The sequence below is a fragment of the Sphaerotilus microaerophilus genome (assembly GCF_023734135.1).
In the GTDB taxonomy this organism is placed as follows: domain Bacteria; phylum Pseudomonadota; class Gammaproteobacteria; order Burkholderiales; family Burkholderiaceae_C; genus Sphaerotilus; species Sphaerotilus microaerophilus.
Genome location: NZ_AP025730.1, coordinates 5,402,676 through 5,422,980 on the forward strand (window position 1 = coordinate 5,402,676; position 20,305 = coordinate 5,422,980).

The 20,305-nt window shown below is 64.4% G+C and carries 22 protein-coding genes and 1 pseudogene; 8 read left to right on the forward strand and 15 right to left on the reverse strand.

The window, feature by feature from the left end; all coding sequences use genetic code 11:
* Nucleotides 1-69: 69 nt before the first annotated feature.
* The 5 genes from NGK70_RS23240 to NGK70_RS23260 all read right to left on the reverse strand — a co-directional run bounded on the left by NGK70_RS23240 (nucleotide 70) and on the right by NGK70_RS23260 (nucleotide 4,952).
* Complete coding sequence (locus NGK70_RS23240) at nucleotides 70-1,656, reverse strand: nitrite reductase (protein ID WP_251970823.1); 1,587 nt, start codon at nucleotides 1,654-1,656, stop codon at nucleotides 70-72.
* Between the two features lie 45 nt (nucleotides 1,657-1,701).
* Nucleotides 1,702-2,172, reverse strand: coding sequence for a DUF3052 family protein (locus NGK70_RS23245; protein WP_251970824.1), 471 nt, complete (start codon nucleotides 2,170-2,172; stop codon nucleotides 1,702-1,704).
* Nucleotides 2,173-2,228: 56 nt separating this feature from the next.
* Nucleotides 2,229-2,588: a hypothetical protein gene (locus tag NGK70_RS23250; protein WP_251970825.1), complete on the reverse strand. Its 360-nt coding sequence runs from the start codon at nucleotides 2,586-2,588 to the stop codon at nucleotides 2,229-2,231.
* A 271-nt stretch (nucleotides 2,589-2,859) separates the two neighbouring features.
* Entirely contained in the window at nucleotides 2,860-3,939 is a 1,080-nt protein-coding gene (locus NGK70_RS23255) for an HNH endonuclease family protein (protein WP_251970826.1), read from the reverse strand.
* Nucleotides 3,939-4,952, reverse strand: a complete 1,014-nt coding sequence (locus NGK70_RS23260) for an adenine-specific methyltransferase EcoRI family protein (protein WP_251970827.1) — start codon at nucleotides 4,950-4,952, stop codon at nucleotides 3,939-3,941. Before NGK70_RS23260 ends, NGK70_RS23255 begins: the two co-directional genes overlap by 1 nt.
* 131 nt (nucleotides 4,953-5,083) lie before the next feature.
* Here NGK70_RS23260 and NGK70_RS23265 point away from each other — a divergent pair, with 131 nt between their 5' ends.
* Nucleotides 5,084-6,097 carry an IS701 family transposase gene (locus NGK70_RS23265; RefSeq protein ID WP_251969112.1) on the forward strand — a complete coding sequence of 338 codons (1,014 nt, stop codon included), beginning with the start codon at nucleotides 5,084-5,086 and terminating at the stop codon, nucleotides 6,095-6,097.
* 198 nt (nucleotides 6,098-6,295) lie between these two features.
* Nucleotides 6,296-6,553: a hypothetical protein gene (locus NGK70_RS23270; protein ID WP_251970828.1), complete on the forward strand. Its 258-nt coding sequence runs from the start codon at nucleotides 6,296-6,298 to the stop codon at nucleotides 6,551-6,553.
* 55 nt (nucleotides 6,554-6,608) lie between these two features.
* Here NGK70_RS23270 and NGK70_RS23275 read toward each other — a convergent pair whose 3' ends face one another.
* Nucleotides 6,609-7,214, reverse strand: coding sequence for a GyrI-like domain-containing protein (locus NGK70_RS23275; RefSeq protein ID WP_251970829.1), 606 nt, complete (start codon nucleotides 7,212-7,214; stop codon nucleotides 6,609-6,611).
* A gap of 110 nt (nucleotides 7,215-7,324) precedes the next feature.
* On the opposite strand from NGK70_RS23275, the gene NGK70_RS23280 reads away from it, so the two are divergent.
* Both NGK70_RS23280 and NGK70_RS23285 read left to right on the forward strand, forming a co-directional pair.
* A complete protein-coding gene (locus tag NGK70_RS23280; protein ID WP_251970830.1) occupies nucleotides 7,325-8,506 on the forward strand; it encodes an integron integrase in 1,182 nt (393 codons plus the stop codon).
* 16 nt (nucleotides 8,507-8,522) lie between these two features.
* Entirely contained in the window at nucleotides 8,523-8,753 is a 231-nt protein-coding gene (locus tag NGK70_RS23285) for a DUF6429 family protein (protein ID WP_251970831.1), read from the forward strand.
* 22 nt (nucleotides 8,754-8,775) lie between these two features.
* Here NGK70_RS23285 and NGK70_RS23290 read toward each other — a convergent pair whose 3' ends face one another.
* The 9 genes and pseudogenes from NGK70_RS23290 to NGK70_RS23330 all read right to left on the reverse strand — a co-directional run bounded on the left by NGK70_RS23290 (nucleotide 8,776) and on the right by NGK70_RS23330 (nucleotide 15,010).
* Nucleotides 8,776-9,099 (reverse strand): type II toxin-antitoxin system RelE/ParE family toxin, encoded by a 324-nt coding sequence (locus tag NGK70_RS23290; RefSeq protein WP_251970832.1) that lies wholly within the window; start codon nucleotides 9,097-9,099, stop codon nucleotides 8,776-8,778.
* Entirely contained in the window at nucleotides 9,096-9,380 is a 285-nt protein-coding gene (locus tag NGK70_RS23295; protein ID WP_251970833.1) for a YlcI/YnfO family protein, read from the reverse strand. The genes NGK70_RS23290 and NGK70_RS23295 overlap by 4 nt, the downstream gene beginning before the upstream one ends.
* 91 nt (nucleotides 9,381-9,471) lie before the next feature.
* Nucleotides 9,472-9,966, reverse strand: coding sequence for a cupin domain-containing protein (locus tag NGK70_RS23300; protein ID WP_251970834.1), 495 nt, complete (start codon nucleotides 9,964-9,966; stop codon nucleotides 9,472-9,474).
* Between the two features lie 99 nt (nucleotides 9,967-10,065).
* Nucleotides 10,066-11,325, reverse strand: a complete 1,260-nt coding sequence (gene nirJ / locus NGK70_RS23305; protein ID WP_251970835.1) for a heme d1 biosynthesis radical SAM protein NirJ — start codon at nucleotides 11,323-11,325, stop codon at nucleotides 10,066-10,068.
* Between the two features lie 16 nt (nucleotides 11,326-11,341).
* Nucleotides 11,342-11,830, reverse strand: a complete 489-nt coding sequence (ahbB, locus tag NGK70_RS23310; RefSeq protein WP_251973879.1) for a siroheme decarboxylase subunit beta — start codon at nucleotides 11,828-11,830, stop codon at nucleotides 11,342-11,344.
* Nucleotides 11,831-11,986: 156 nt separating this feature from the next.
* Nucleotides 11,987-12,385 (reverse strand): annotated as a pseudogene (locus NGK70_RS23315) (Lrp/AsnC family transcriptional regulator); the annotation flags it as partial.
* Nucleotides 12,372-13,379, reverse strand: a complete 1,008-nt coding sequence (gene ahbB / locus NGK70_RS23320; RefSeq protein ID WP_251970836.1) for a siroheme decarboxylase subunit beta — start codon at nucleotides 13,377-13,379, stop codon at nucleotides 12,372-12,374. The gene ahbB (NGK70_RS23320) and the pseudogene NGK70_RS23315, both read right to left, overlap by 14 nt.
* A gap of 12 nt (nucleotides 13,380-13,391) precedes the next feature.
* Nucleotides 13,392-14,627, reverse strand: coding sequence for a cytochrome D1 domain-containing protein (locus tag NGK70_RS23325; RefSeq protein ID WP_310742609.1), 1,236 nt, complete (start codon nucleotides 14,625-14,627; stop codon nucleotides 13,392-13,394).
* A 14-nt stretch (nucleotides 14,628-14,641) separates the two neighbouring features.
* Nucleotides 14,642-15,010 (reverse strand): c-type cytochrome, encoded by a 369-nt coding sequence (locus tag NGK70_RS23330; RefSeq protein WP_251970837.1) that lies wholly within the window; start codon nucleotides 15,008-15,010, stop codon nucleotides 14,642-14,644.
* Between the two features lie 452 nt (nucleotides 15,011-15,462).
* Between NGK70_RS23330 and NGK70_RS23335 the strand changes: the two genes are divergently transcribed.
* From NGK70_RS23335 to napH, 4 genes are all read left to right on the forward strand, one after another.
* Entirely contained in the window at nucleotides 15,463-15,717 is a 255-nt protein-coding gene (locus NGK70_RS23335; RefSeq protein WP_251970838.1) for a chaperone NapD, read from the forward strand.
* Between the two features lies 1 nt (nucleotide 15,718).
* On the forward strand, nucleotides 15,719-18,277 hold the full coding sequence (gene napA / locus NGK70_RS23340) for a nitrate reductase catalytic subunit NapA (protein ID WP_251970839.1): 2,559 nt from the start codon (nucleotides 15,719-15,721) through the stop codon (nucleotides 18,275-18,277).
* Between the two features lie 153 nt (nucleotides 18,278-18,430).
* Complete coding sequence (napG, locus tag NGK70_RS23345; RefSeq protein WP_251970840.1) at nucleotides 18,431-19,297, forward strand: ferredoxin-type protein NapG; 867 nt, start codon at nucleotides 18,431-18,433, stop codon at nucleotides 19,295-19,297.
* Nucleotides 19,294-20,247: a quinol dehydrogenase ferredoxin subunit NapH gene (napH, locus tag NGK70_RS23350; RefSeq protein ID WP_251970841.1), complete on the forward strand. Its 954-nt coding sequence runs from the start codon at nucleotides 19,294-19,296 to the stop codon at nucleotides 20,245-20,247. Before napG ends, napH begins: the two co-directional genes overlap by 4 nt.
* Nucleotides 20,248-20,305: the final 58 nt, after the last annotated feature.

Consider the following 20,305-nt stretch of genomic DNA (forward strand, 5'->3'; position numbering starts at 1 on the left):
GTCAGGATGTGATCACCCCACAGGGTATCTTGGATGGCTCCGGAATGATCGCGCCAGCAGCGAGCCGGCTCAGTGCGAGGTGCCCTCCGAGCGGGTGATCTTGTTGAACACGTTGTACTTGCCCACCGGTTTGCTCATGGGCAGGCGCTTCACCTCCTTGAAGGTGGTGGCGTCATAGACGATCAGCGCGCCGTCCATTTCCCAGACGCTGGCCAGCGCGTAGCGGCCGTCCTTGGTGAACTCGATGTGCGCCAGCGTCCGGCCCGGCTCGCGCACGCTGGCCACCGGCTCCAGCGTCGTCTTGTCGATGATGGTGAGCGTGTCCCTGGCCGTGGGGCTCATCATCGAGTCGGTCCAGGCGAAGCGGCTCTTCTCGTGGCTGCGCATGAAGAAGCCGGGGCCCGGCGTTCGGATGGTCTTCACCGGCTTCCAGCTGTCCAGCTCGATCACGTCGATCGCACCGTCCTTCAGGTTCGGGCTCGCCATCACCCGCCGGCCCTGCCAGTCGAAGGTGATGCCCGAGCCCAGGTGCGGCATGCCGGCGATCGGCAGGCGGGCGATGGTGCGGCGCACGTCCAGGTTCACCACCTGCGCGTTCGGCTGGCCCTCGCCCTTGGGCCGCGTCGCGCCAAAGGCGTGGGTGTAGGCCTGGTCGAAGTAGAAGTCGTCCAGCGGCTCGTCCAGCCGCGAGCGCTTCACGCCGAACTGGCCCGGCTTGGGCACGCCCTCACCCATCTTGTAGTCGTGCACCAAGCCGTCGTAGAGCGGCTCGGCCTTCGGGTCGTAGCTGATCTCCCAGAGCTCCGGGATGTCCTTGAGCGCCACCACGAAGCTCTGCCGCGGTGTGGCGTCGTACACCGCCGACACCCGCGAGCTGGCCCGGCCGTCGGCCGTCGTCGCCGCGTAGGTCTTCACCAGCTTCAGGTCGGCATCGAACAGCGCCAGCGTGTGCGGAAAGTAGTTGGCCGCCATGATCCACTTGCCGTCGCCGCTCACCGCCACGTTGCGCATGTTCAGGCCGGCGCGCACCTCGGCCACCACGGTCAGGTTCCAGAGGTCGTACTTGGTGATCCAGCCGTCGCGCGAGCCGAAGTAGACGAAGCGCCCCTCCGGGCTGAACTTCGGCCCGCCGTGCAGCGCATAGCGGCTGGCGAAGCGGTGCATGCGCTCGAAGCGGTCGCCATCCAGCAGCGACACGTGGTGGTCGCCGCCCTCCACCACCACGAACAGGTTCATCGGGTCGGCCGACCACACCGGCTTGGCCGGCAAGTCCTTGGCGCCCGGGGTCTCGACACGCGAGGCGCGGATATCCGCGTCCGCCCAGGTCGGCGCCGGCAGCACCGGCGTGTAGATCCACTGCGCCAGCGCGGCAATCTCCTCGGCCTTCAGCGCCGGGGCAAACCCGGCCATCTGCGTGGCCGCGCGGCCCTGCGTGATGACCTTCAGTGCCTCGGGACGGCGCAGCCGCTCCAGGCTCTCGGGCAACAGCGCCGGCCCCATGCCGCCGGTGCGCTGCTCGCCATGGCAGGCGGCGCAGTGCTGGCGGTAGAGCGCGGGGGCATCGGGCGCGGCCTGCGCACGCGCGGACCCCGCCACCAGCGACGCCACGGCGGCCAGCGCGAGGGCAAGGGAAGAGGAAAAACGCAGCGACTTCATGGCCGCCAATCTAGGCCGCAGGCGCGGCGGCGGCCTTGATCCTGATTAGGTTTGGGCGGGGCGCTCTGACAAGGCTGCCCCTTGTGCCCGCAGCTCCTTGCGCACGACCAGCTTCAGCCCGGACCAGACCTCGCTGACCGCGCAGACCTTGACATCAACCAGGCCCAGCGGCAGCGCCACTTCGCGGATGCGGTCTTCGGTGACATCGGTGGCCACCTTCGATGCCTTCTTCGGCCAGGAAACCCAGATCACCGCCTCGGGCCGGAGCGTTGCCCGCAATGCGCCCAGGTGCCCGACGAGCTCCTGGCGCTGGGTGACGAAGACATGAACCAGGTTGGTGCTCACCGTGATGCCGGGCTGCCGCTCCAGGCCAGCGGGTATCGGGCCAAGCAGTGCCGCGTAACCATCAGGCTCCCCCAGCACGACCAGGCACGTGCTGTCGCTGAACCCGAGTTTCCTGGGCAGGGGTGTGCCGGAGTATCCGGTTGGCATGATGTGTCCTTTGAAGCCAGACATTGGAGCCAGGTGGACGTCAGGCCCTGGGCAACCGAGTCCGCAAACCCTTGCGATGGCTACACAAAGCCCTGCTCCTTGTAGCTGGCATACCCTGCCTCGGTGAGGTCGGCCAGTTCCTGCACGAGCGCTGCGTCCGAGGCCGTGAAGTTGAAGCAGGATTTCCCCTGCATCCTCGCCTTCAACGCGGGCGACAGCCCAGCAAGGAGTTCCGGCTTCAGATAGACGGGCATCAGGTGGTAGCTGACGTAGGCCTTCTTCACTTGGACAGCGCCGAAGAAGAGCGGCTTCCTGTTCTTCTGGACGTGTCGTGTATCAACGTACAACTCGGTGCCATCGTCCTTCTTTGAATCCAGCCTTGCCGCATAGGGCGCCATGATGGCCCTGAGGTCCGAGAAGACAGCTCCGAGGTCAGCCATGATGGGTTCCGATTGAGGTTCACGGAGGACTTTAGTCCCGAAGCCCGGCGGCGGTCGACCAGGATCGTCAGACAGCAAACGACAAGACCTGACCCCAATGCTGGCGACCCCAATGCTGGGGTCCGCACCGCCCGCGGTGCAACAAGGCCGTTTGTAGATGTGCCCAACAGGCATTGTTTCCCGGCGGGCCTAACGCCTGAGATAACCGGCGCGCTTTAGCGCTTCCGGTTGAGCGGCTTGTTAGAGGGCTGGTGGCACACTACCTCTGTTTTTATCTATCTGATTTTCTTCGGTTGCAATCACGACAAAGCATTTGGCCGTTATCCAGCTCTGTCTTACCTCCCTGCGACCACGGCGTGATGTGATCTGCTTCCATTTGCTCAATCTCGAAGTGATTTTTGCAGGCAGTGCAAATACCTTTTTGGCGTTCGTAGAGGGTGCGTTTGTTACTGTCTGTGAAAGAGCGGATGCTCAAGTATTTTTCGTTTTTCGTGAGCAGATACTCATAAATACCTTTTTTCTTTGTCACTTCGTCATCAGCCATGAGACGAGCTGTTTCAGCCTCTAAGGTGGTGGGATCAAGGTTGTCATCCTTGTGGACGTTGTATAAATCCCCCCAAGAAATGCCCTTCATCTCCTTTCGGTACTTCGGAAAATTTGCATTGACCCAACTGATAATGGCTTGGAAATAAAGCCATAGATGGTTAGCATTCTTATCGTGCTGATGCTTTGCCATATACCCCTCTATATCGCCTTCATTTATCCATGAAATTGCGGTCTCGAGGTACTCTTGCCGGATGGGGGAGCCAGTCATGTACTTGTCAGCAAGCTGCCATGCAGCGCATTGAGTCTTGGAAAAATAGCGCTTGGCATCTGCCGTCCATGAGCCTGCATAGACGGCATTTCGCAACTCTTGTTCTGTTAATTTCTCACCAGCTATATTGATAGTTCGAAACCAATCTAATTTTTCACTATCAGTGCCTTGGCACTGGTAGACGGTAAGTTTGTAATCAAGGATGGCATCCTTTTCATCTTTCTGAAGGTTGTGGAAATAACGGTCTTTGTAAGAAAAGACACCGTCCACATACTGGCATATGGAAATTGTGCGTTGTTGGCCATCAATTATTTCGAACCCATCTGGGGTGGTAGCCCAGTACATTGTATTGAGCGGGAATCCTCTAGTAATTGTGTCAATCACCGCTTCACGCTGCTTTTCACTGTAAACAAACTCGCGCTGATAAGGTGGGCGGATGTTCAGTTTGCCCCCAAACCCTACAACCCCAGCTTCCTGATTATCTTGGTAATTCTCGACTAACTCTCTCACCGCAATGTTTTTTAATTCAATATCCATTATGCCTCCAGGACTACGGGGTTGCGGTTGCGTATGAAAAGCCTTTTGTAAACTCGCTTTCCATTGATGGTTGCCTGCGCAACACCACTTTCAGGGTTCCAAAGACCTACAGAAAAGCCTTTCCCTTCACTTTCTGTTGCTCCAATTATCTCGAATTGGTCAGGGTTATATTTGGTAAGGAAGGTTATGGGAACTCCCATTGCTCCCGTATAATCCATTGGGATGTCCTGTGTCTTGGAAACCTCGATAGCATCGTAATTGTCGTAGTGCGGATAAGAGGCTTCATTACCACGATAACGCTGAACCAAAATCATTTCTTCGTGGCGCTTGCTGTGGTCGACGCTTGTATACCAGACAACGCCTGATACGCGAATCATGCCCTCGCGATGGTCGGCGTCAGAAGCGGTGTCTTCGTAATGCGGGGCAATAAAATGAGCCATGTTTCTTTTAAAACCGAACCCCAGCCACATTTTGTTTCCCTTAATGAGCGGAAAAACGTCTTTGTAAGTAATTGCGTTCTGGTGGCCTATAATTATGAACTTCTTGTCAAGGCTGGCCAATTGAGCCACATACTCACTAAACAGAGAAAACGGTGGATTGGTGACGACAATATCTGCCTCTTGTAGGATTTTAATGCACTCTTGGCTGCGGAAGTCACCATCCCCTTTGAGCGCAGTAATGCCAATATCTTCAGGAGTCGGTAGGCTATTCTTTGCTCCGCCTGCGTATTCTAGTTTAATAGCTTGTTCTGAATCGCTTTGACTGAAAAGGTCAATTCGTTGATTCTTATAACAGGTGGTGATGAGTTTTTTAAGACCCAAAAATTCAAAATTCTTAGTGAAATACTCAAAGAAAGCACTGACATATGGGTCGTCACAGTTGCAGTACACCACCTTCCCTTTGAAGTGACGACGGTAATGATGCATCTCCCTCTCAATATCGGAGATTTGAGTATAAAACTCGTCCTTCTTGTTGCGCTTTGCAGAATGTAAGCCGCTATTTTCGTTTGCCATCTATTTTTTTACCTCTACATCGATTTTTTGCAGTGACTATCTGTGATAGGACTTACGCAAACGTTTAAATCAAACTAGATTATTTAATATATCGGCGCCGATTTCGTGGTATTTGTGATAATATATTCACCATGAAACCCACGAGCCGAGACTACTGCCAATTTCTGATATCCACACAAATCAACTACACGCAGACCTATTTTGCGGATCACCATCAGAGGTTTTCTCATGACGCCATAAATCGCTACTTGCAGGCTGCCAATATCAGCCCGGCCGATGTCTGGAATCTGGCCCGACGAAACATCGAATTTGACGACGATGCCTGCCTGGTTTTCGATGACAGCGTTCTGGACAAGAACCACTCGCACAAAATCGAGCTGGTGCGCAAACAGTACAGCGGCAACGCCCACGGCCTGATCAAGGGCATTGGGGTGGTCAACTGCCTGTACGTGAACATCAAGACCGGCCACTACTGGATCATCGACTGGCGCATCTATGCGCCTGACGAAGACGGCAAGTCCAAGCTGGATCATGTCCAGGAGATGTTCGACAATGCCATGGCGCACAAGAAGCTGCCCTTTCGCACCGTGCTGATGGACTCCTGGTACGCCACCATGGATCTGATGAAGCACATCCACCGGGCGGGCAAGCACTTCTACTGCCCGCTCAAGAGCAATCGCAAGGTTGACGACAGCCAAGGCCAGCAGCCCTACAAGGCGGTCAGTACGCTGCAGTGGAGTGCCCAAGAACATGTGCATGGCAAACACGTCAAACTGTTCAAGTTTCCCAGTGACATCAAGCTGAAACTGTTCCGGGTTGTGGTTGATACCAATCGCACGGACTGGGTTGTGACAAACGACCTATCTCAAGATTCGACGGACGATACGCATGAGATGTGTGCCGTGCGCTGGAAGATTGAGCAGTACCACAGGGAGATCAAGCAGGTTCTTGGCATCGAAAAATGTCAGTGCAGAATGGCCCGGTCACAGAAGAATCACATCGCCTGCGCGATATTGGCCTGGGTCCACCTCTGCGAGACGGCCAAAGCGCTGAAGACAAACATCTACAGCCTGAAGAAGGGAATCCTCTCGGAATTCCTCAAGAAGGAACTTCGGTCACCAACCATTCGCATGGCACCCATCTGACATATTGAGTCGAAATGGCGAATCATTGCGCTAGCTGAAGTGACCCTGCGTAAGTCCTATGTGATAGTTCTCTGCGAACTTTTGATTACTGCTTTACCCTCTAACGTTGGAGCTAAGGCGCCGACGTAGGGCCGCAGGCCCGTAGGAGGTCGCCTTGAGCGACCAGTTAGGCCTGTATCCGAAGCGAAAGGAACGACGATGACATTTGACGAATGGTGGGACACCACCAAAGCGGAATCGACGCCAGATACCTACAAGGGCTGGGAAAACTCTTGCAGGCAAGCCTGGGCAGTGTCGGGTCTGGCAGAACAACGGCGATGGGAGGAGGCTCTGCGCAAGACTTGGCGGATGGTGGACCCGCTCAATCCAGCGGGAAGCCCTGGCAGCTACGCGCGTGGCCAGGACAGCGGGATCGTTGCGGCGCTGAAAACGCTGCGCGAGAACCTTGGGGCCTAACGCCTGAATTAAGCCGACCCGCGAAGCGGGTTCGGCTTGAATGAATTGTTAGCCGTCATTCCATTGGCTGGCGAATGATGGTTTTCCATTTGTCCGGTGCCGCCTTGCGTATGTCGCTCAGGTAGATCTCGTGGTGCTTGCCCCTCAGTGCCGAGTGGCTTGATATGAAGTCGTGCACCCGTTGAATTGTCGGCCCCTCGGCAGAGAACGGACCAATGTGCATGGTTTGTGCACAGCGCCCCTCTTTGAATTGCTCGAATCGAATCCCTTTTAGCCCAGGCAGCCCTTTCTTGTCTTGAACGCTGGTGATCGCTGACTGCAGCATCTGCTTTGACGCTTCTGGTGGCTGCATAATCATCATCGTCCATTTCCAGTTGTCTTTCTCGTCGCGGTTGAAGCTGGTCAGATCATCGGCCCACCACAAGCCCTCAAGTGGCATCACGACGTAGTCGAGCGCCTTTTCCCGCTTTAGTGCGAACTTGATGGTGTACGAGACGGAGTAGAGCGCTTCTACCGCCTCTTTGTACTTCTCGGAGGTGTTTGGGTTGCCATCGCCATCAACCATGAGAAAGTTGAACGCAGGCACATCAACCTCAACGACCGACTTTGCGGAAGGCCTGTATAGGGTCTTTAGCTCGCTTTTAAGGTCGATCTTATCCACGAACTCTCCTATGACGGCTAACGTGTTATGGACGACAACCTTACGCCGCTTTGCGCGACAGGTGTCGTCTACCGCAAGCCGAACGCGTGGTGCCAAGTTCTTGATGCACTTTGATTTTCTCCCTATTGACTGTACATCCATACAGTACTAAATTTGCCGCACAAAGCGGCGGGTGCGTGGAGCTGATTCTGCGCACCGCCAGCCGCGGTGGCAAGGGGTTGGGCATGTTGACGACGAGTCCACGCGGGGATCAGAAGGCCTTGGCAGGTGTGGCGGGCAGGCCGCTGCGGCCTGTGAGGGCAGCGGCGCTGCCACCCCTGCGTGCCACGCGGCTGCTGGATCAGGTGCGCGAGCGGGTGCGGGGCTTGCACTACAGCCTGCGCACCGAAGAGGCCTATGTGTTCTGGTGCCGTGCCTTCGTGCGTTTTCATGGCCTGCGGCACCCGGCCGAGATGGGCGGGCCCGAGGTCGAGGCCTTCTTGACGCATCTTGCGGCAGAGCGTCGATTGTCGGTGTCGAGCCATCGGCAGGCGCTGTCGGCATTGCTGTTTCTCTACGGCAAGGTGCTGGGCCAGCAGCTGCCGTGGATGGACGAGATCGGGCGGCCGGTGCCCAAGCGGCGCTTGCCCGTCGTCCTGTCCACACAGGAGGTGGCCGCGGTGCTCGCGGGCATGGAGGGGGTGTATGGCCTGCTGGCACGCCTGCTCTATGGGACTGGGCTGCGCATCGAGGAGGCACTTCAGTTGCGGGTCAAGGACCTGGACTTCGCGAACCAGGCCATCTTCGTGCGCTCCGGCAAGGGCGGCAAGGACCGTGTCGTGATGCTGCCGCGCAGCCTGACATCGGAACTCAGGCAGCATGTCGCACAGGAAGCCCGTGCGCTCTGGTCAGCCGATGCAGCCGCAGGGCACGCTGGCGTTCAGTTACCGGACGCACTGGAGCGCAAGTACCCCCGCGCCGGCGTGAGCTGGGCCTGGTTCTGGGTGTTTGCGCAGCAGCGCCTGTCGACCGATCCGCGCAGCGGGGTGATCCGCCGCCATCACCTGTATCCGGAGACCTTCCAGCGAGCCTTCAAGCGCGCCGTGCAGGCCGCCGGCATCACCAAACCGGCCACGCCGCACACATTGCGGCATTGTTTTGCCACGCACCTGCTGCAGTCGGGCTCGGACATCCGCACCGTGCAGGAACTGCTTGGCCACGCGGATGTGGCCACGACCATGATCTACACCCACGTGCTGAAGGTCGGCGGCATGGGGGCGCGCAGCCCGCTGGATGCGCTGTTACCAGCCTGAATGGAGGCATCCCGCCATGGAACTGGACGCCGAACGCATCGACGACGCCGTGTTGGCATTGCTGCTGCTGGGGCTGCATGGGGGCAACCGCGCCTGGAAGTCCTTCGACTGGGACGCCATGAACCGGCTGCATGTCAAGGGGCTGATCTCCAACCCGGTGGGCAATGCGAAGGCGGTGATGTTCACCCCGCAGGGCAAAGAGCAGGCGCAGGCACTGCTGCAAGTGCTGTTTGGCCGAACAGGCTGAAGGCCGGTCGGCTCCAAAGGCATCAGCGCCGGTAATCCTCTTCCCGCTGGTGGCGGACCGCGCCGACCAGCACTCGGTCGCCAATAATTTCGAAGAGGACGACGTAGCCGGTCCCGCCAAAGGGCACGATCAGCTCACGCGAGCGGCCGTTGCCCAACTCCGCCTTGCGGCAGGTGTATGGCGACCAGGACAGCAGGCGCAGGCCTTCGTGCAGCGCGTCCAGTGCACGTTGCGGAGTGCCCCAGTCCGGTGTGTGGCTGTCGAGTTCGCGCTCAATGGCAAAGTCTTCCAGCCGCCTCAGGTCGGCCATGGCCTCTGGCGACAGGGTGACCGTGTAGGAGGTCACTGGTGGGAGCGCTTGGCGGCCTGACTGCGGGCTGCGTCGAGACGCCCCTGCAGGTCAGCCATGGCCTCGTCCACCGACAGGCCGCCGCCCTCGCGTTTGCACCGGTCGATGGCCGCCTCGCCGCGGGCCACGAACTCAGCCTGGTTACGCCGCCACGCTGCGGCTGACACCACGGCTTCTTCGATGAACTGGGTCAGCGACTCTCCTTCGCGGAGAACGGCCTCGACTTCAGACCGAACCTCGGGCTTGACACGGATTGGGGGAAAGGTGGCAGAGCGCATGGGCTGAATGTATAGCAAACGTGCTACATCCGGATCACAGCAGACCACTTCCATGCCCCGCCACCTCAATGGCCGCGTCACACCGCCAGTTTCACTTGAAATCCGGCTGCATCACCGTGCGCGGCCGGCCCTTGTCGACCACCAGGGTGGTGATCATGCGCACGGGCTTGTCGCCGACGTTGACGAACTGGTGCACGGTGCCGCGGGTGTTGCCGAAGGCCTCGCCAGCCTGGACGCGGCGGGGATCCTTGCCGAAGGCGCGCAACTCAATCTGGCCGTCAATCACGGTGCCGACGCAGTCGCCGGGGTGGGTATGCGCCGGAGAGGAGGCGCCGGGGGCGATAGCGACCGAGATCATCACCACCTCTTTTTGCTCGTCACCGGACACGCCGGCGGTGTAGATCGGTTTGGAGTCGAAGCCGGGGCGGCTCACGCCAGCGGCGGGCACCGGGGTGCCGGAGGCGGCTGGCGCAACTGCCGCAGTGGGGGCTGCGGACTGGGCGCCGACGGAGGCGGCGCAGCCGGCCAGCAGGGCGGCAGCGACGACGGCAAGCGTCAGGGAAACGGGATGCGGGAACTGCTTCATCACCAAACTCCTCATCACGGCACAGGCCGCAGATACAGGTATAGGTGGGCAGTGCGTCACGCTCCTTGATCTGGTGCAGGGATCCGGAAGAACAGGGGCTCAGCTCGAAACGACCGGGATGTCCTCGATCCGGGCGCTGCGGGCGGACTTGAAGGGGGTCACGGCCACGCGCTCGGTTGCCCCGGCTGCACGGGCGTCCAGGCCGATCTCGGCGTCGTCCAGGTAGCAGCCCGGGTCTTCGGCCCAGGCGTCGCCGGTGACCTGCTGGGCGCGCACGCGGGTGTTGCCGCCGCAGATGGCAACGTGCTGGCACTGTGCGCAGCGCCCGCCCACGGCGCGGGGCTTCTGCTTGAGACCGGCCATGAGCGGGTCGCTGGTGTCGCTCCAGATGGTCGAGAAGGGCCGCTCGCGCACGCTGCCCAGGCTGTGGTGCCACCACATGGTGTCGGGGTGGACCACGCCGAGGTTGTCGATGTTGGCCACGTTGACGCCGCTGGAGTTGCCACCCCAGGCCTGCAGATGCTGGCGCAGGGGTTCGACCCAGCGGGGAAAGCGCTCGCGCACCCACTGCAGCAGGTAGACGCCGTCGGCATCGTTGTTGCCGGTGACGTACTCACGCGGGCTGCCGGCCTGGGCGTCGCGCCAGGCGGTGTCGAAGAGCAGGTCCATCGCCCGGCGGGTGGCGATGAAGTGGGCATCGCGGCCGCGGTGGATGTTGCCGCGCCCGGCGTAGTTGAGGTGGGAGAAGTAGAACTTCTCGGCGCCCTCGTCGTGCATGAGCTGCAGCAGCGCGGGCAGCTCGCCGGCGTTGAGGTCGGTCATGGTGTAGCGCAGGCCGACCTTGACGCCGCGCTCGTGCAGGTGCCTCACGGCAGCCAGGCTGAGGTCGAAGGCACCTTCGAGCCGGCGGAAGCGGTCGTGCACCGCGCCGATGCCGTCCAGGCTGATGCCGACGTAGTTGAAGCGCGCGCGCGCCACGCGGTTGGCCATCGGCGCGTCGATCAGCGTGCCATTGGTGGACAGGCCAACGTAGAAGCCCATCACCTTGGCGCGGTCGGCGATGTCGAACAGGTCCGGGCGCAGCAGCGGCTCGCCGCCGGAGAGGATGAGTACCGGCACGCGGTAGGCACGCAGGTCGTCCATCACGGTGAAGACCTCCTGCGTGCTGAGCTCGCCGGCGTACTCGTGGTCGGCCGACAGGGCGTAGCAGTGCTTGCAGGTGAGGTTGCAGCGGCGGATCAGGTTCCAGATCACGACCGGGCCCGGCAGGCCCGCGCCGCGGCGGGCCGGCAGCGCCGGGTAGCTGCCGGTGCGCTCGGCGGTGGCCAGGTCGCGCAGGTACTGAGAAATGCGGAACATCGTGGGGCTTTCGGAATCAGCCGACGTGGCCCAGCCGAAGCCCTGTCTTCTTCAGGATTTCGCTGGAGTAGAGGATGTCGCTGGCCCTGCAGGCATCGCCCAGCAGGGTACGCAGCTGCGCGGCCTGCTGCTCGACCTCGGCGCGGCTGCGCCCGTGCAGCATGGCGAAGAGGTTGTACGGCCAGCTGGGCAGGTGGCGCGGGCGGCGGTAGCAGTGGCTCACGCCGGGCAGCGCGCCGATGCGCTCGCCCAGCGCGTCGATGTGCGCATCGTCCACGTCCCACACCGTCATGCCGTTGGCGATGTAGCCGAGCCGGTAGTGGTTGGGCACCGCGCCGATGCGGCGGATCAGCCCCTGCGCGAGCATCTCGGCCAGGCGCTCGCGCACCTGCTCGGCACTCACGCCGAGCACGGCACCGACCGCCTCGTAGGGCCGCGGCACCAGCGGCAGGCCGCCCTGGGTGGCGGCGATCAGTGCGCGGTCGAAGCCGTCCAGCGTGGCCATGGCCTGGGGTGCCGCGGGCCGGCGCGCCACGGGCGGGGCCGCATCGGGGCGGGCATCCAGCGGGGAGCCCCTCAGCGGCAGGCGCAGCTCGACGAAGTACTCGCGCTCCTTCGGGAAGGCGAGCACCTCCAGCCCGGTCTCGGCCTGGATGGCGGCCAGCACCGCGTCGGCCTGCGCCAGCGATTCGGTCGCCACCACGAACCACATGTTCAGCGCGTGCTCGCGGCGGTAGTTGTGCGCCACCTCGGCGTGGGCGTTGACCTGCGCGACCACGGCGTCCCAGCGCTCGGGCGGCACGGCGATGGCGGCCAGCACGAAGCGCCCGCCCGCCCGCTCGATCTGGAACAGCGGCCCGAAGCGCGTCAGCACGCCGCTGGAGAGCAGCTGGCGCAGGCGGTCGATCAGCGCATCCTCGCGCAGGCCCAGTTCGACGGCCACCTCGGCGAACGGCCGGTCGGACAACGGCAGCTCGCCGTGCAGGCGCTCCAGCAGGCGCAGATCCATGTCGGCCAGGTGCGCGGTGGTCCGGACCTGTGAGACTTCAGCCATGTGCATGTGACTCCCCCCGTGTTGGCAGGGTCACCCGGTCGCGGAAACGCCGGGCCCCCGTTTGCTTGAAACGCCTGCGTGAGAACAGCACCGAGCGCGGGCAGTCCGCCAGCCCGCAGGGGCCGATCGCCTCGGCCAGCAGCCGCGCCACCGCCTCGCGGTCACGCCCGTGCACCATGCAGTAGAGGTTGTACGGCCAGCCGCTGGCGCGCTCGCGCCGGTAGGCCAGCGTCACGCCCGGCACGCGCGCCAGCGCGGCGCCACAGGCATCGACGCGGTCGTCGGGCACGTCGAACACCGTCATCGCATTGGCGCTCCAGCCCAGCTCGTGGTGGCGCACCACGGTGCCGAAGCGGCTGAGCGTGCCGGCCTGCACCCAGTCGGCCAGCGTGGCGATCAGATCCTCCGGGTGGCGGCCGAGCTGCGCGGCCCAGCGGTCGAAGGGATCGCGTTCCAGCGGCAGGCCGGCCTCGGCCAGGGCGGCCAGCGGCCAGTCGGCCTCGGCCACGCGGGGCACCTCGGCGCGGCGCGGCGGGCGGGCACGGGCCGTGCCATTCAGGTCGAAGCCCAGGTCGATGCGGTAGGGTCGCAGCATGCGCAGGCGTAGCGCGGCCAGGCCGGTGGCCTGCTCCAGGTGGTCCATCGCCGCGTCGACGGCCGCGCGGTCGGCGCCGGTCATCACGAACCAGAGGTTGTGCAGCCCCTCGCGCTCGTAGTTGTGGTTCACGCCCGGGTGCGCGGAGACGATCGCCGCCACCGCCTCCAGCCGCTCCAGCGGTACCGCCATCGCGGCCAGCAGCCCGGCACCGCCGGCACCGGCGGCAAAGACCGCGCCGATGCGGCTCAGGCTGCCATCGGCCAGCAGGCGGCGGTAGCCCGCCAGCACCACGTCGGGCTCCACCGCGAGCGAGCGGGCGATCACGTCGAAGGGGTCGCGCAGCAGCGGGAAGTCGTGCTGCCAGGGGTTGAGCAGCGCCAGCCGGAAGCCATCGTGCATCATCACGGCCCCGCCTCAGAAGCCCACGCGCGCGGCGCGGGCGGTGAAAAAGATGCCGCTGGGCGCGTCCAGCGCCAGCTCGCCGACCGGCTCGATGCGCTGGGTGTCGTAGACCGTCACCCGGTTCGCATCGCGCGCGCTGATCCACACCGCCTCGCCGCGCGGCGTGAACTCCATGTGCAGCACGGCCTTGCCCGGCTCGATGGTCCGGACCACGCTGCGGCTGGTCGTGTCGATGACCTGCACGCGGTGGTAGTCGGGCACCGCGAAGTTGACCCAGACCTGGCGGCCGTCCGGCCGCGCGATCACAAACACGGGCTGGCCGGCCACCGGGATGCGGCCCACCTCCTGCCAGCTCTCGGTGTCCACCACCAGCACCTCGTGGCGGCCGATGGCGGGCAGGTAGGCATGCCGCCCGGCCACGGCCCAGCCGCGCAGGTGCGGCATCTTGAACACCGGCAGCGGCTGCTGGCCGCGGCCGTAGCCGCCCAGGATGCGCCGCACCCGGGGCTCGGCGGCCCACAGGTCGACCATCGCCAGGCCGTCCTCGCCGAACAGGCCGGCGATGTAGTGGCGCCCATCGGGCGTGACCAGCGCGTCGTAGGGCTGGCGGCCGATGCCCTCCAGCTTGGTGACCTTCGGCTGGGCGACATCGCTCAGGTCGGCGATCCAGATCGCGTCGGCGTCGAACAGGCTGTAGGCGAAACGCCGCCCCGGCAGGTCGACCAGGCCAACCACGCGGGACAACTGACCAGTGGGCTTGCCGGACTGCTTCACCGGGTCGATGACCGCCGGGAGGTCGGCCACCAGCGCCAGCGTGCGGGCATCGAACACCTTCACGCCGCCGGGCGTGTAGTTCTGCGCCGCCACCAGCGTGCCGTCGGCCGAGATGGCGCCGCCGATCGAGTTGCCGGCCTGCATCACACGGTGGACGATGCGGCGCTCCAGCACATCCACCTTCGTCAGACCGCCGTCGCGGCCGAACACGTAGGCAAAGCGCTGGTCGCGCGAGAACACCACCGAGGCGTGCGAGAGGTCGCCCAGCCCGGTGACCTTGCCGAGCAGGCTGCGCGAGCTGGTGTTGACGATGGCGAGCGTGCCGGTGGCGCGCTCGATCACCACGCCCAGGTCGCCACTGCCCATCAGGGCCGGAGCCGCCGACGGTGCGGCCCCGCTCGGCGCCACCGCGGCACAGCCGCTCCAGGCCAGCGGCAGCGCCAGGCCACCCAGCAGGCAGGCGCGCCGGTTCATCGTGTTCGTCGCGCTCATCGCGCACCCTCCTGCGGGAATCCCGCCACCAGCCGCTCGGCAATCCATTGGGCCTCCGGCTCGCTGAGCATCGTGCGCCAGCCCGGCATCGGCGTGCCCAGGCGGCCCTGGTAGATCGTGATCGCCAGGCCTTCGGTCGACTTGTCGGCCAGCGCCTCGCGCGTCAGCGCCGGGCCCAGGCCGCCGGTGAGCTGCATGCCGTGGCAGGAGCCGCAGTCCTGGCGGACCATGCGCACCAGCGCCTGCCGGCGCGGCGCAGCCGGCTCCGCGGCCGGTGCTTCCTGAGCGACCTGAGCGACCGGTACGGCAGCCTCGCCCGCACCGGCGCCCGCCCCCATCAGCAGAGCCAGGGCCACGCCTGCCATCCGAATCGGCCCGGCCCCTGCGGGTCGGATCCTCCACCTTGCATCCATGTGCTGCCTACTCCGTCATGCCCAGTCGGCGCCCCCGGCTGGCCGGGTGACCGCCCTGTCACGGGCCGCCCCATCGGGCCGTCCCCGCCGCGGTACATCGCGCTGTGGCCATGATTGGCTGCGGCGCCGGACTTTGCGTTGAACTGGTTCAAGAAAGTGCAGGCTACCGCCCCCTCAATAAAGGACGTGCGCGCGTACCGCGCCTGTCGCGCGGCATGCGCGCCCGACGCCGTCCGACGCGGCAAGCGCCCCTGCTTGATCAAGCGCAACCCCATTGCACCCACTCGACATCCGGTCAAAAAACTGAACCGGTTCAAGGATTTCGGGGTTTCCCCCACCTAGGCTCCACCAATTCTTCGTGTTTGCCCCGCTGCGGGCGGACGCAACCCGATCAGGTGCCAGCGATGAACATTTCCAGCCTCGTGGTCGACGCCCGACCCGACTTCCTCGCGCAGGTGCGCCACCAGCTGGGTGCGATCCCCGGTGTGGACGTGCACGCCGCCACGCCCGAGGGCAAGCTGATCGTCACGCTCGAAGCCGATACCAACGACGCCACCACCGACACCTTCTCGCGCATCGGCGCGGTCGAAGGCGTGATGTCGGTGGCCATGGTCTATCACCAGTTCGAACCCGACCAGGACCTGAGCCAGGAGCACTGAGATGGAATTCCCCGTCACCTTCACGCGCCGCGATTTCGTCAAGCACAAGGCGGCCGCCGCTGCCGCCACCGCCGCGGGCGTGGCCTTGCCCGAGGCCTACGCGCAAACGGCCGCGGCCTCCGACGGCATCCGCTGGGACAAGGGCGCCTGCCGCTACTGCGGCACCGGCTGCGGCGTGCTGGTGGGCGTCAAGGACGGGCGCATCGTCGCCACCCAGGGCGACCCGGACGCGCCGGTCAACAAGGGCCTGAACTGCATCAAGGGCTACTTCCTGGCCAAGATCCAGTACGGCCAGGACCGCCTGACCAAGCCGCTTCTGCGCATGAAGGACGGCAAGTTCGACAAGGCCGGCGAGTTCCAGCCGATCAGCTGGGACCAGGCCTTCGACATCATGGCCGAGAAGGTCAAGACCACGCTGAAGGACCCCAACCAGGGCGCGCGCGGCGTGGCGATGTTCGGCTCCGGCCAGTGGACCGTGTTCGAGGGCTATGCCGCCGCCAAGCTCTGGAAGGCCGGCCTGCGCACCAACAGCCTGGACCCGAATGCGCGCCACTGCATGGCCAGCGCCGTGGCCGGCTTCATGCGCACCTTCGGCATCGACGAGCCGATGGGCTGCTATGACGACGCCGAGCACGCCGACGCCTTCGTGCTCTGGGGCTCGAACATGGCCGAGATGCACCCGATCCTCTGGTCGCGCATCACCAACCGGCGCCTGAGCGCCAAGCACGTCAAGCTGCACGTGCTGTCCACCTTCACGCACCGCAGCTGCGAGCTGGCCGACAACGAGTTGATCTTCAAGCCGCAGAGCGACCTGGCGATCCTCAATTACATCTGCAACTACATCATCCAGAACAAGGCGGTCAACGAGGCCTTCGTGAAGAAGAACGTCGGCTTCTTCAAGGGCGTCACCGACATCGGTTACGGCCTGCGCCCCAATCACCCGCTGGAAGTGGCTGCCGGCAACAACGGCTACATGGGTGCGGACGGCAAGCCCAAGGGCGACCCGAACAAGCACACGCCGATCAGCTTCGACGACTTCGCCGCCTTCGTCTCCGAGTACACCCTGGACAAGGCGCACGAGATCTCCGGCGTGCCCAAGGACAAGCTGGAAGCGCTGGCCAAGGCCTACGCCGACCCGAAGACCAAGGTGACGTCCTACTGGACCATGGGCTTCAACCAGCACACCCGGGGCACCTGGGTGAACAACATGATCTACAACGTCCACCTGCTGGTGGGCAAGATCTCCGAGCCTGGCAACAGCCCCTTCTCGCTCACCGGCCAGCCCAGCGCCTGCGGCACCGCGCGCGAGGTCGGCACCTTCGCGCACCGCCTGCCGGCCGACATGGTGGTGACCAACCCGAAGCACCGCGCCGAGAGCGAGAAGCTCTGGAACCTGCCGGCCGGCACGATCCCTGACTGGGTGGGCTACCACGCCGTGCTGCAAAGCCGCATGGCCAAGGACGGCAAGATCGGCTTCCTCTGGACCAGCACGACCAACAACATGCAGGCCGGGCCGAACATCAACCAGGAAACCTATCCTGGCTGGCGCAACCCGAAGTGCTTCACCGTGGTCTCGGACGCCTACCCGACGGTCTCGGCCATGGCCGCCGACCTGATCCTGCCCTGCGCGATGTGGATGGAGAAGGAAGGCATGTTCGGCAACGCCGAGCGCCGCGGCCAGATGTGGCGCCAGCAGGTCAAGGCGCCGGGCGATGCGAAGTCCGACCTGTGGCAGTACATCGAGTTCTCCAAGCGCTTCAAGACCGATGAGGTCTGGCCGGCCGAACTGCTCGACAAGAACCCGCAGTACAAGGGCAAGACGCTCTACGAGGTGCTGTACGCCAACGGCCAGGTGAACAAGTTCGGCCTCGCCGAACTCGCCAAGGTCAACGGCCATGCGATCCCGAACTACAGCAATGCCGAGTCGGAGGCCTTCGGTTTCTACCTGCAGAAGGGCCTGTTCGAGGAGTACGCCAGCTTCGGCCGCGGCCACGCCCACGACCTGGCGGACTTCGACGTCTATCACAAGGTGCGCGGCATGCGCTGGCCGGTGGTGAACGGCAAGGAAACCCTGTGGCGCTTCCGCGAGGGCTATGACCCCTACGTGAAGGCCGGCGAGGGCGTGAAGTTCTACGGCTACCCAGACGGCAAGGCCAAGATCTTCGCCCTGCCCTACCAGCCGGCCGCCGAGATGCCCGACGCCGAGTACGACCTCTGGCTGTGCACCGGCCGCGTGCTGGAGCACTGGCACACCGGCACGATGACGCGCCGCGTGCCCGAGCTGTACAAGGCCTTCCCCGACGCCGTGGTGTGGATGCACCCCAAGGACGCCGAGAAGCGCGGCATGAAGCACGGCGACGCTGTCAAGGCGGTCACGCGGCGCGGCGAGATCGCCCTGCGCGTGAACACCCGCGGACGCAACAAGGTGCCCGAGGGCCTGGTGTTCATCCCCTTCTTCGACGAGCACCGCCTGGTCAACAAGCTCACGCTGGACGCGACCTGCCCGATCTCGAAGGAAACCGACTTCAAGAAGTGCGCCGTCAAGGTCGTCAAGGCTTGACTGACGACCACCCCCGAAGCGGCTGACGCCGCTCCCCCTCAAGGGGGCGCCACCAGTGGACCGGCACAGCCGGATCCACGGTGGCCGCTGGATGAATGCCAGCGGGTGCGTCGAAGCGCGCAGCGTCCTTTGCACCTGTCCCAGGAGAGAGTCGTGTCCACGCCGGATGCCCGGGCGCGCGAGCGCCGGCAGTTCATCCTCGATTCGGCCCGCATGGTCTGCGGGGTCGGTGCCGCGGGCCTGGGCCTGGGGTTGCTGGCCCGCGATGCGCGCTCGAACCCGCCGATGGCGGTGCGCCCGCCCGGCGCACTGCACGAGGTCGACTTCCTGGGCGCCTGCGTGCGCTGCGGGCTGTGCGTGCGCGACTGCCCCTACGACATCCTCAAGCTTGCCACGCCCGAGGAGGCGGTGGCCAACGGCACGCCCTACTTCATCGCGCGGCAGAAGCCCTGCGAGATGTGCGTGGACGTGCCCTGCGTGAAGGCCTGCCCCACCGGCGCGCTCGACCCGAAGCTCACCGACATCAACCGGGCCCAGATGGGCCTGGCGGTGCTGGTGGACCAGGAGAACTGCCTGAACTTCCTCGGGCTGCGCTGCGACATCTGCTACCGCGTCTGCCCGGTGATCGACAAGGCGATCACGCTGGACCTGTCCAGCAACGCCCGCACCGGCAAGCACGCCCTGTTCATCCCGGTGGTGCATTCGGACGCCTGCACCGGCTGCGGCAAGTGCGAGAAGAGTTGCCCGCTGGAGGTGGCCGCGATCAAGGTCTACCCGCGCGAGCTGGCCAAGGGCGAGCCCAACAAGCACTATCGGCTCGGCTGGATCGAGAAGGAAAAGGCTGGCGGCAGCCTGGTGGCCCCCGACGTGGAGCACCAGTACAACCTGCCCGAGGGCCTGCGCTACGAGCAGGGCCGCGGCCTGCTGCGCGATGAGGCGGCGTCAGGTGCCAGTGCAGCGCCTTCACCGGGGCAGGCCCCCGTCGGGCTGCCCAAAGCGCTGCAGGGAGACAAGCTGTGAGCGCCGCCAAGTTTCCTGCCACCAAGCCCACTGCCATCAAGCCCCGCATCGGCGCCGAGGCCCTCGAAGCCAAGGGCTGGTGGGCCACCCACCGCCTGCTGATCGCGCGCCGCACCAGCCAGCTCGGCATCTTGCTGCTCTTCCTGGCCGGCCCCTGGTTCGGCTGGTGGATCGTCAAGGGCAACCTGGCCTCCAGCCTGACGCTGGGCGTGCTGCCGCTGACCGACCCCTACGTCTTCCTGCAGTCGCTGCTGGCCGGCAAGGCCCCGCAGCGCACGGCGCTGATCGGCACCCTGATCGTGCTGGCCTTCTACCTGCTGGTGGGCGGGCGCAGCTTCTGCTCCTGGGTCTGCCCGATCAATCCGGTGACCGACCTCGCCGCCTGGCTGCGCCAGCGCTACGGCATCCGCGGCAGCGCGCGCGTCTCGCGCAACCTGCGCTATGCGCTGCTCGCCATGACCGGCGTGGTGGCCCTGGTCACCGGCAGCATCGCCTGGGAGCTGGTGAACCCGGTGTCGATGCTGCAGCGCGGGCTGATCTTCGGCCTGGGCGCGACCTGGGCGGTGGTGCTGGCGATCTTCCTGTTCGACCTGTTCGTGATGCAGCGCGGCTGGTGTGGCCACCTCTGCCCGGTGGGCGCCTTCTACAGCCTGATCGGCCGCGCCAGCGTGCTGCGCGTGGCTGCAACCAGGCGAGAGGCCTGCAACGACTGCGCCGACTGCTACGCCATCTGCCCCGAGCCGCTGGTCATCAAGCCCGCGCTGAAGGGCGTGGCTGGCGCCGGCCCGGTGATCACCGCCCCGGAGTGCACCAACTGCGGCCGCTGCATCGACATCTGCTCCAAGGACGTCTTCCACTATGGCAGCCGCTGGGCCAGCAGCCCCGACGGCGCCGGCACCCGGCACATTCCCATCCAGCCCGTCGGCAGTGGCACGACGGGCGGCCGCTGAGGCGGCGCATGCCAGACCACGACGATCACCCCTCCCGATCCGCACGAAGCGACGACGA

What these genes read in the sequence shown, in the direction of transcription:
- NGK70_RS23240 (WP_251970823.1), bottom strand. Translation starts at nt 1,656, where the DNA reads ATGAAGTCGCTGCGTTTTTCCTCTTCCCTTGCCCTCGCGCTGGCCGCC.
- NGK70_RS23245 (WP_251970824.1), bottom strand. Translation starts at nt 2,172, where the DNA reads ATGTCTGGCTTCAAAGGACACATCATGCCAACCGGATACTCCGGCACA.
- NGK70_RS23250 (WP_251970825.1), bottom strand. Translation starts at nt 2,588, where the DNA reads ATGGCTGACCTCGGAGCTGTCTTCTCGGACCTCAGGGCCATCATGGCG.
- NGK70_RS23255 (WP_251970826.1), bottom strand. Translation starts at nt 3,939, where the DNA reads ATGGATATTGAATTAAAAAACATTGCGGTGAGAGAGTTAGTCGAGAAT.
- NGK70_RS23260 (WP_251970827.1), bottom strand. Translation starts at nt 4,952, where the DNA reads ATGGCAAACGAAAATAGCGGCTTACATTCTGCAAAGCGCAACAAGAAG.
- NGK70_RS23265 (WP_251969112.1), top strand. Translation starts at nt 5,084, where the DNA reads ATGAAACCCACGAGCCGAGACTACTGCCAATTTCTGATATCCACACAA.
- NGK70_RS23270 (WP_251970828.1), top strand. Translation starts at nt 6,296, where the DNA reads ATGACATTTGACGAATGGTGGGACACCACCAAAGCGGAATCGACGCCA.
- NGK70_RS23285 (WP_251970831.1), top strand. Translation starts at nt 8,523, where the DNA reads ATGGAACTGGACGCCGAACGCATCGACGACGCCGTGTTGGCATTGCTG.
- NGK70_RS23295 (WP_251970833.1), bottom strand. Translation starts at nt 9,380, where the DNA reads ATGCGCTCTGCCACCTTTCCCCCAATCCGTGTCAAGCCCGAGGTTCGG.
- NGK70_RS23300 (WP_251970834.1), bottom strand. Translation starts at nt 9,966, where the DNA reads ATGAAGCAGTTCCCGCATCCCGTTTCCCTGACGCTTGCCGTCGTCGCT.
- nirJ (WP_251970835.1), bottom strand. Translation starts at nt 11,325, where the DNA reads ATGTTCCGCATTTCTCAGTACCTGCGCGACCTGGCCACCGCCGAGCGC.
- ahbB (WP_251973879.1), bottom strand. Translation starts at nt 11,830, where the DNA reads ATGGCCACGCTGGACGGCTTCGACCGCGCACTGATCGCCGCCACCCAG.
- ahbB (WP_251970836.1), bottom strand. Translation starts at nt 13,379, where the DNA reads ATGATGCACGATGGCTTCCGGCTGGCGCTGCTCAACCCCTGGCAGCAC.
- NGK70_RS23325 (WP_310742609.1), bottom strand. Translation starts at nt 14,627, where the DNA reads ATGAACCGGCGCGCCTGCCTGCTGGGTGGCCTGGCGCTGCCGCTGGCC.
- NGK70_RS23330 (WP_251970837.1), bottom strand. Translation starts at nt 15,010, where the DNA reads ATGGCAGGCGTGGCCCTGGCTCTGCTGATGGGGGCGGGCGCCGGTGCG.
- NGK70_RS23335 (WP_251970838.1), top strand. Translation starts at nt 15,463, where the DNA reads ATGAACATTTCCAGCCTCGTGGTCGACGCCCGACCCGACTTCCTCGCG.
- napA (WP_251970839.1), top strand. Translation starts at nt 15,719, where the DNA reads ATGGAATTCCCCGTCACCTTCACGCGCCGCGATTTCGTCAAGCACAAG.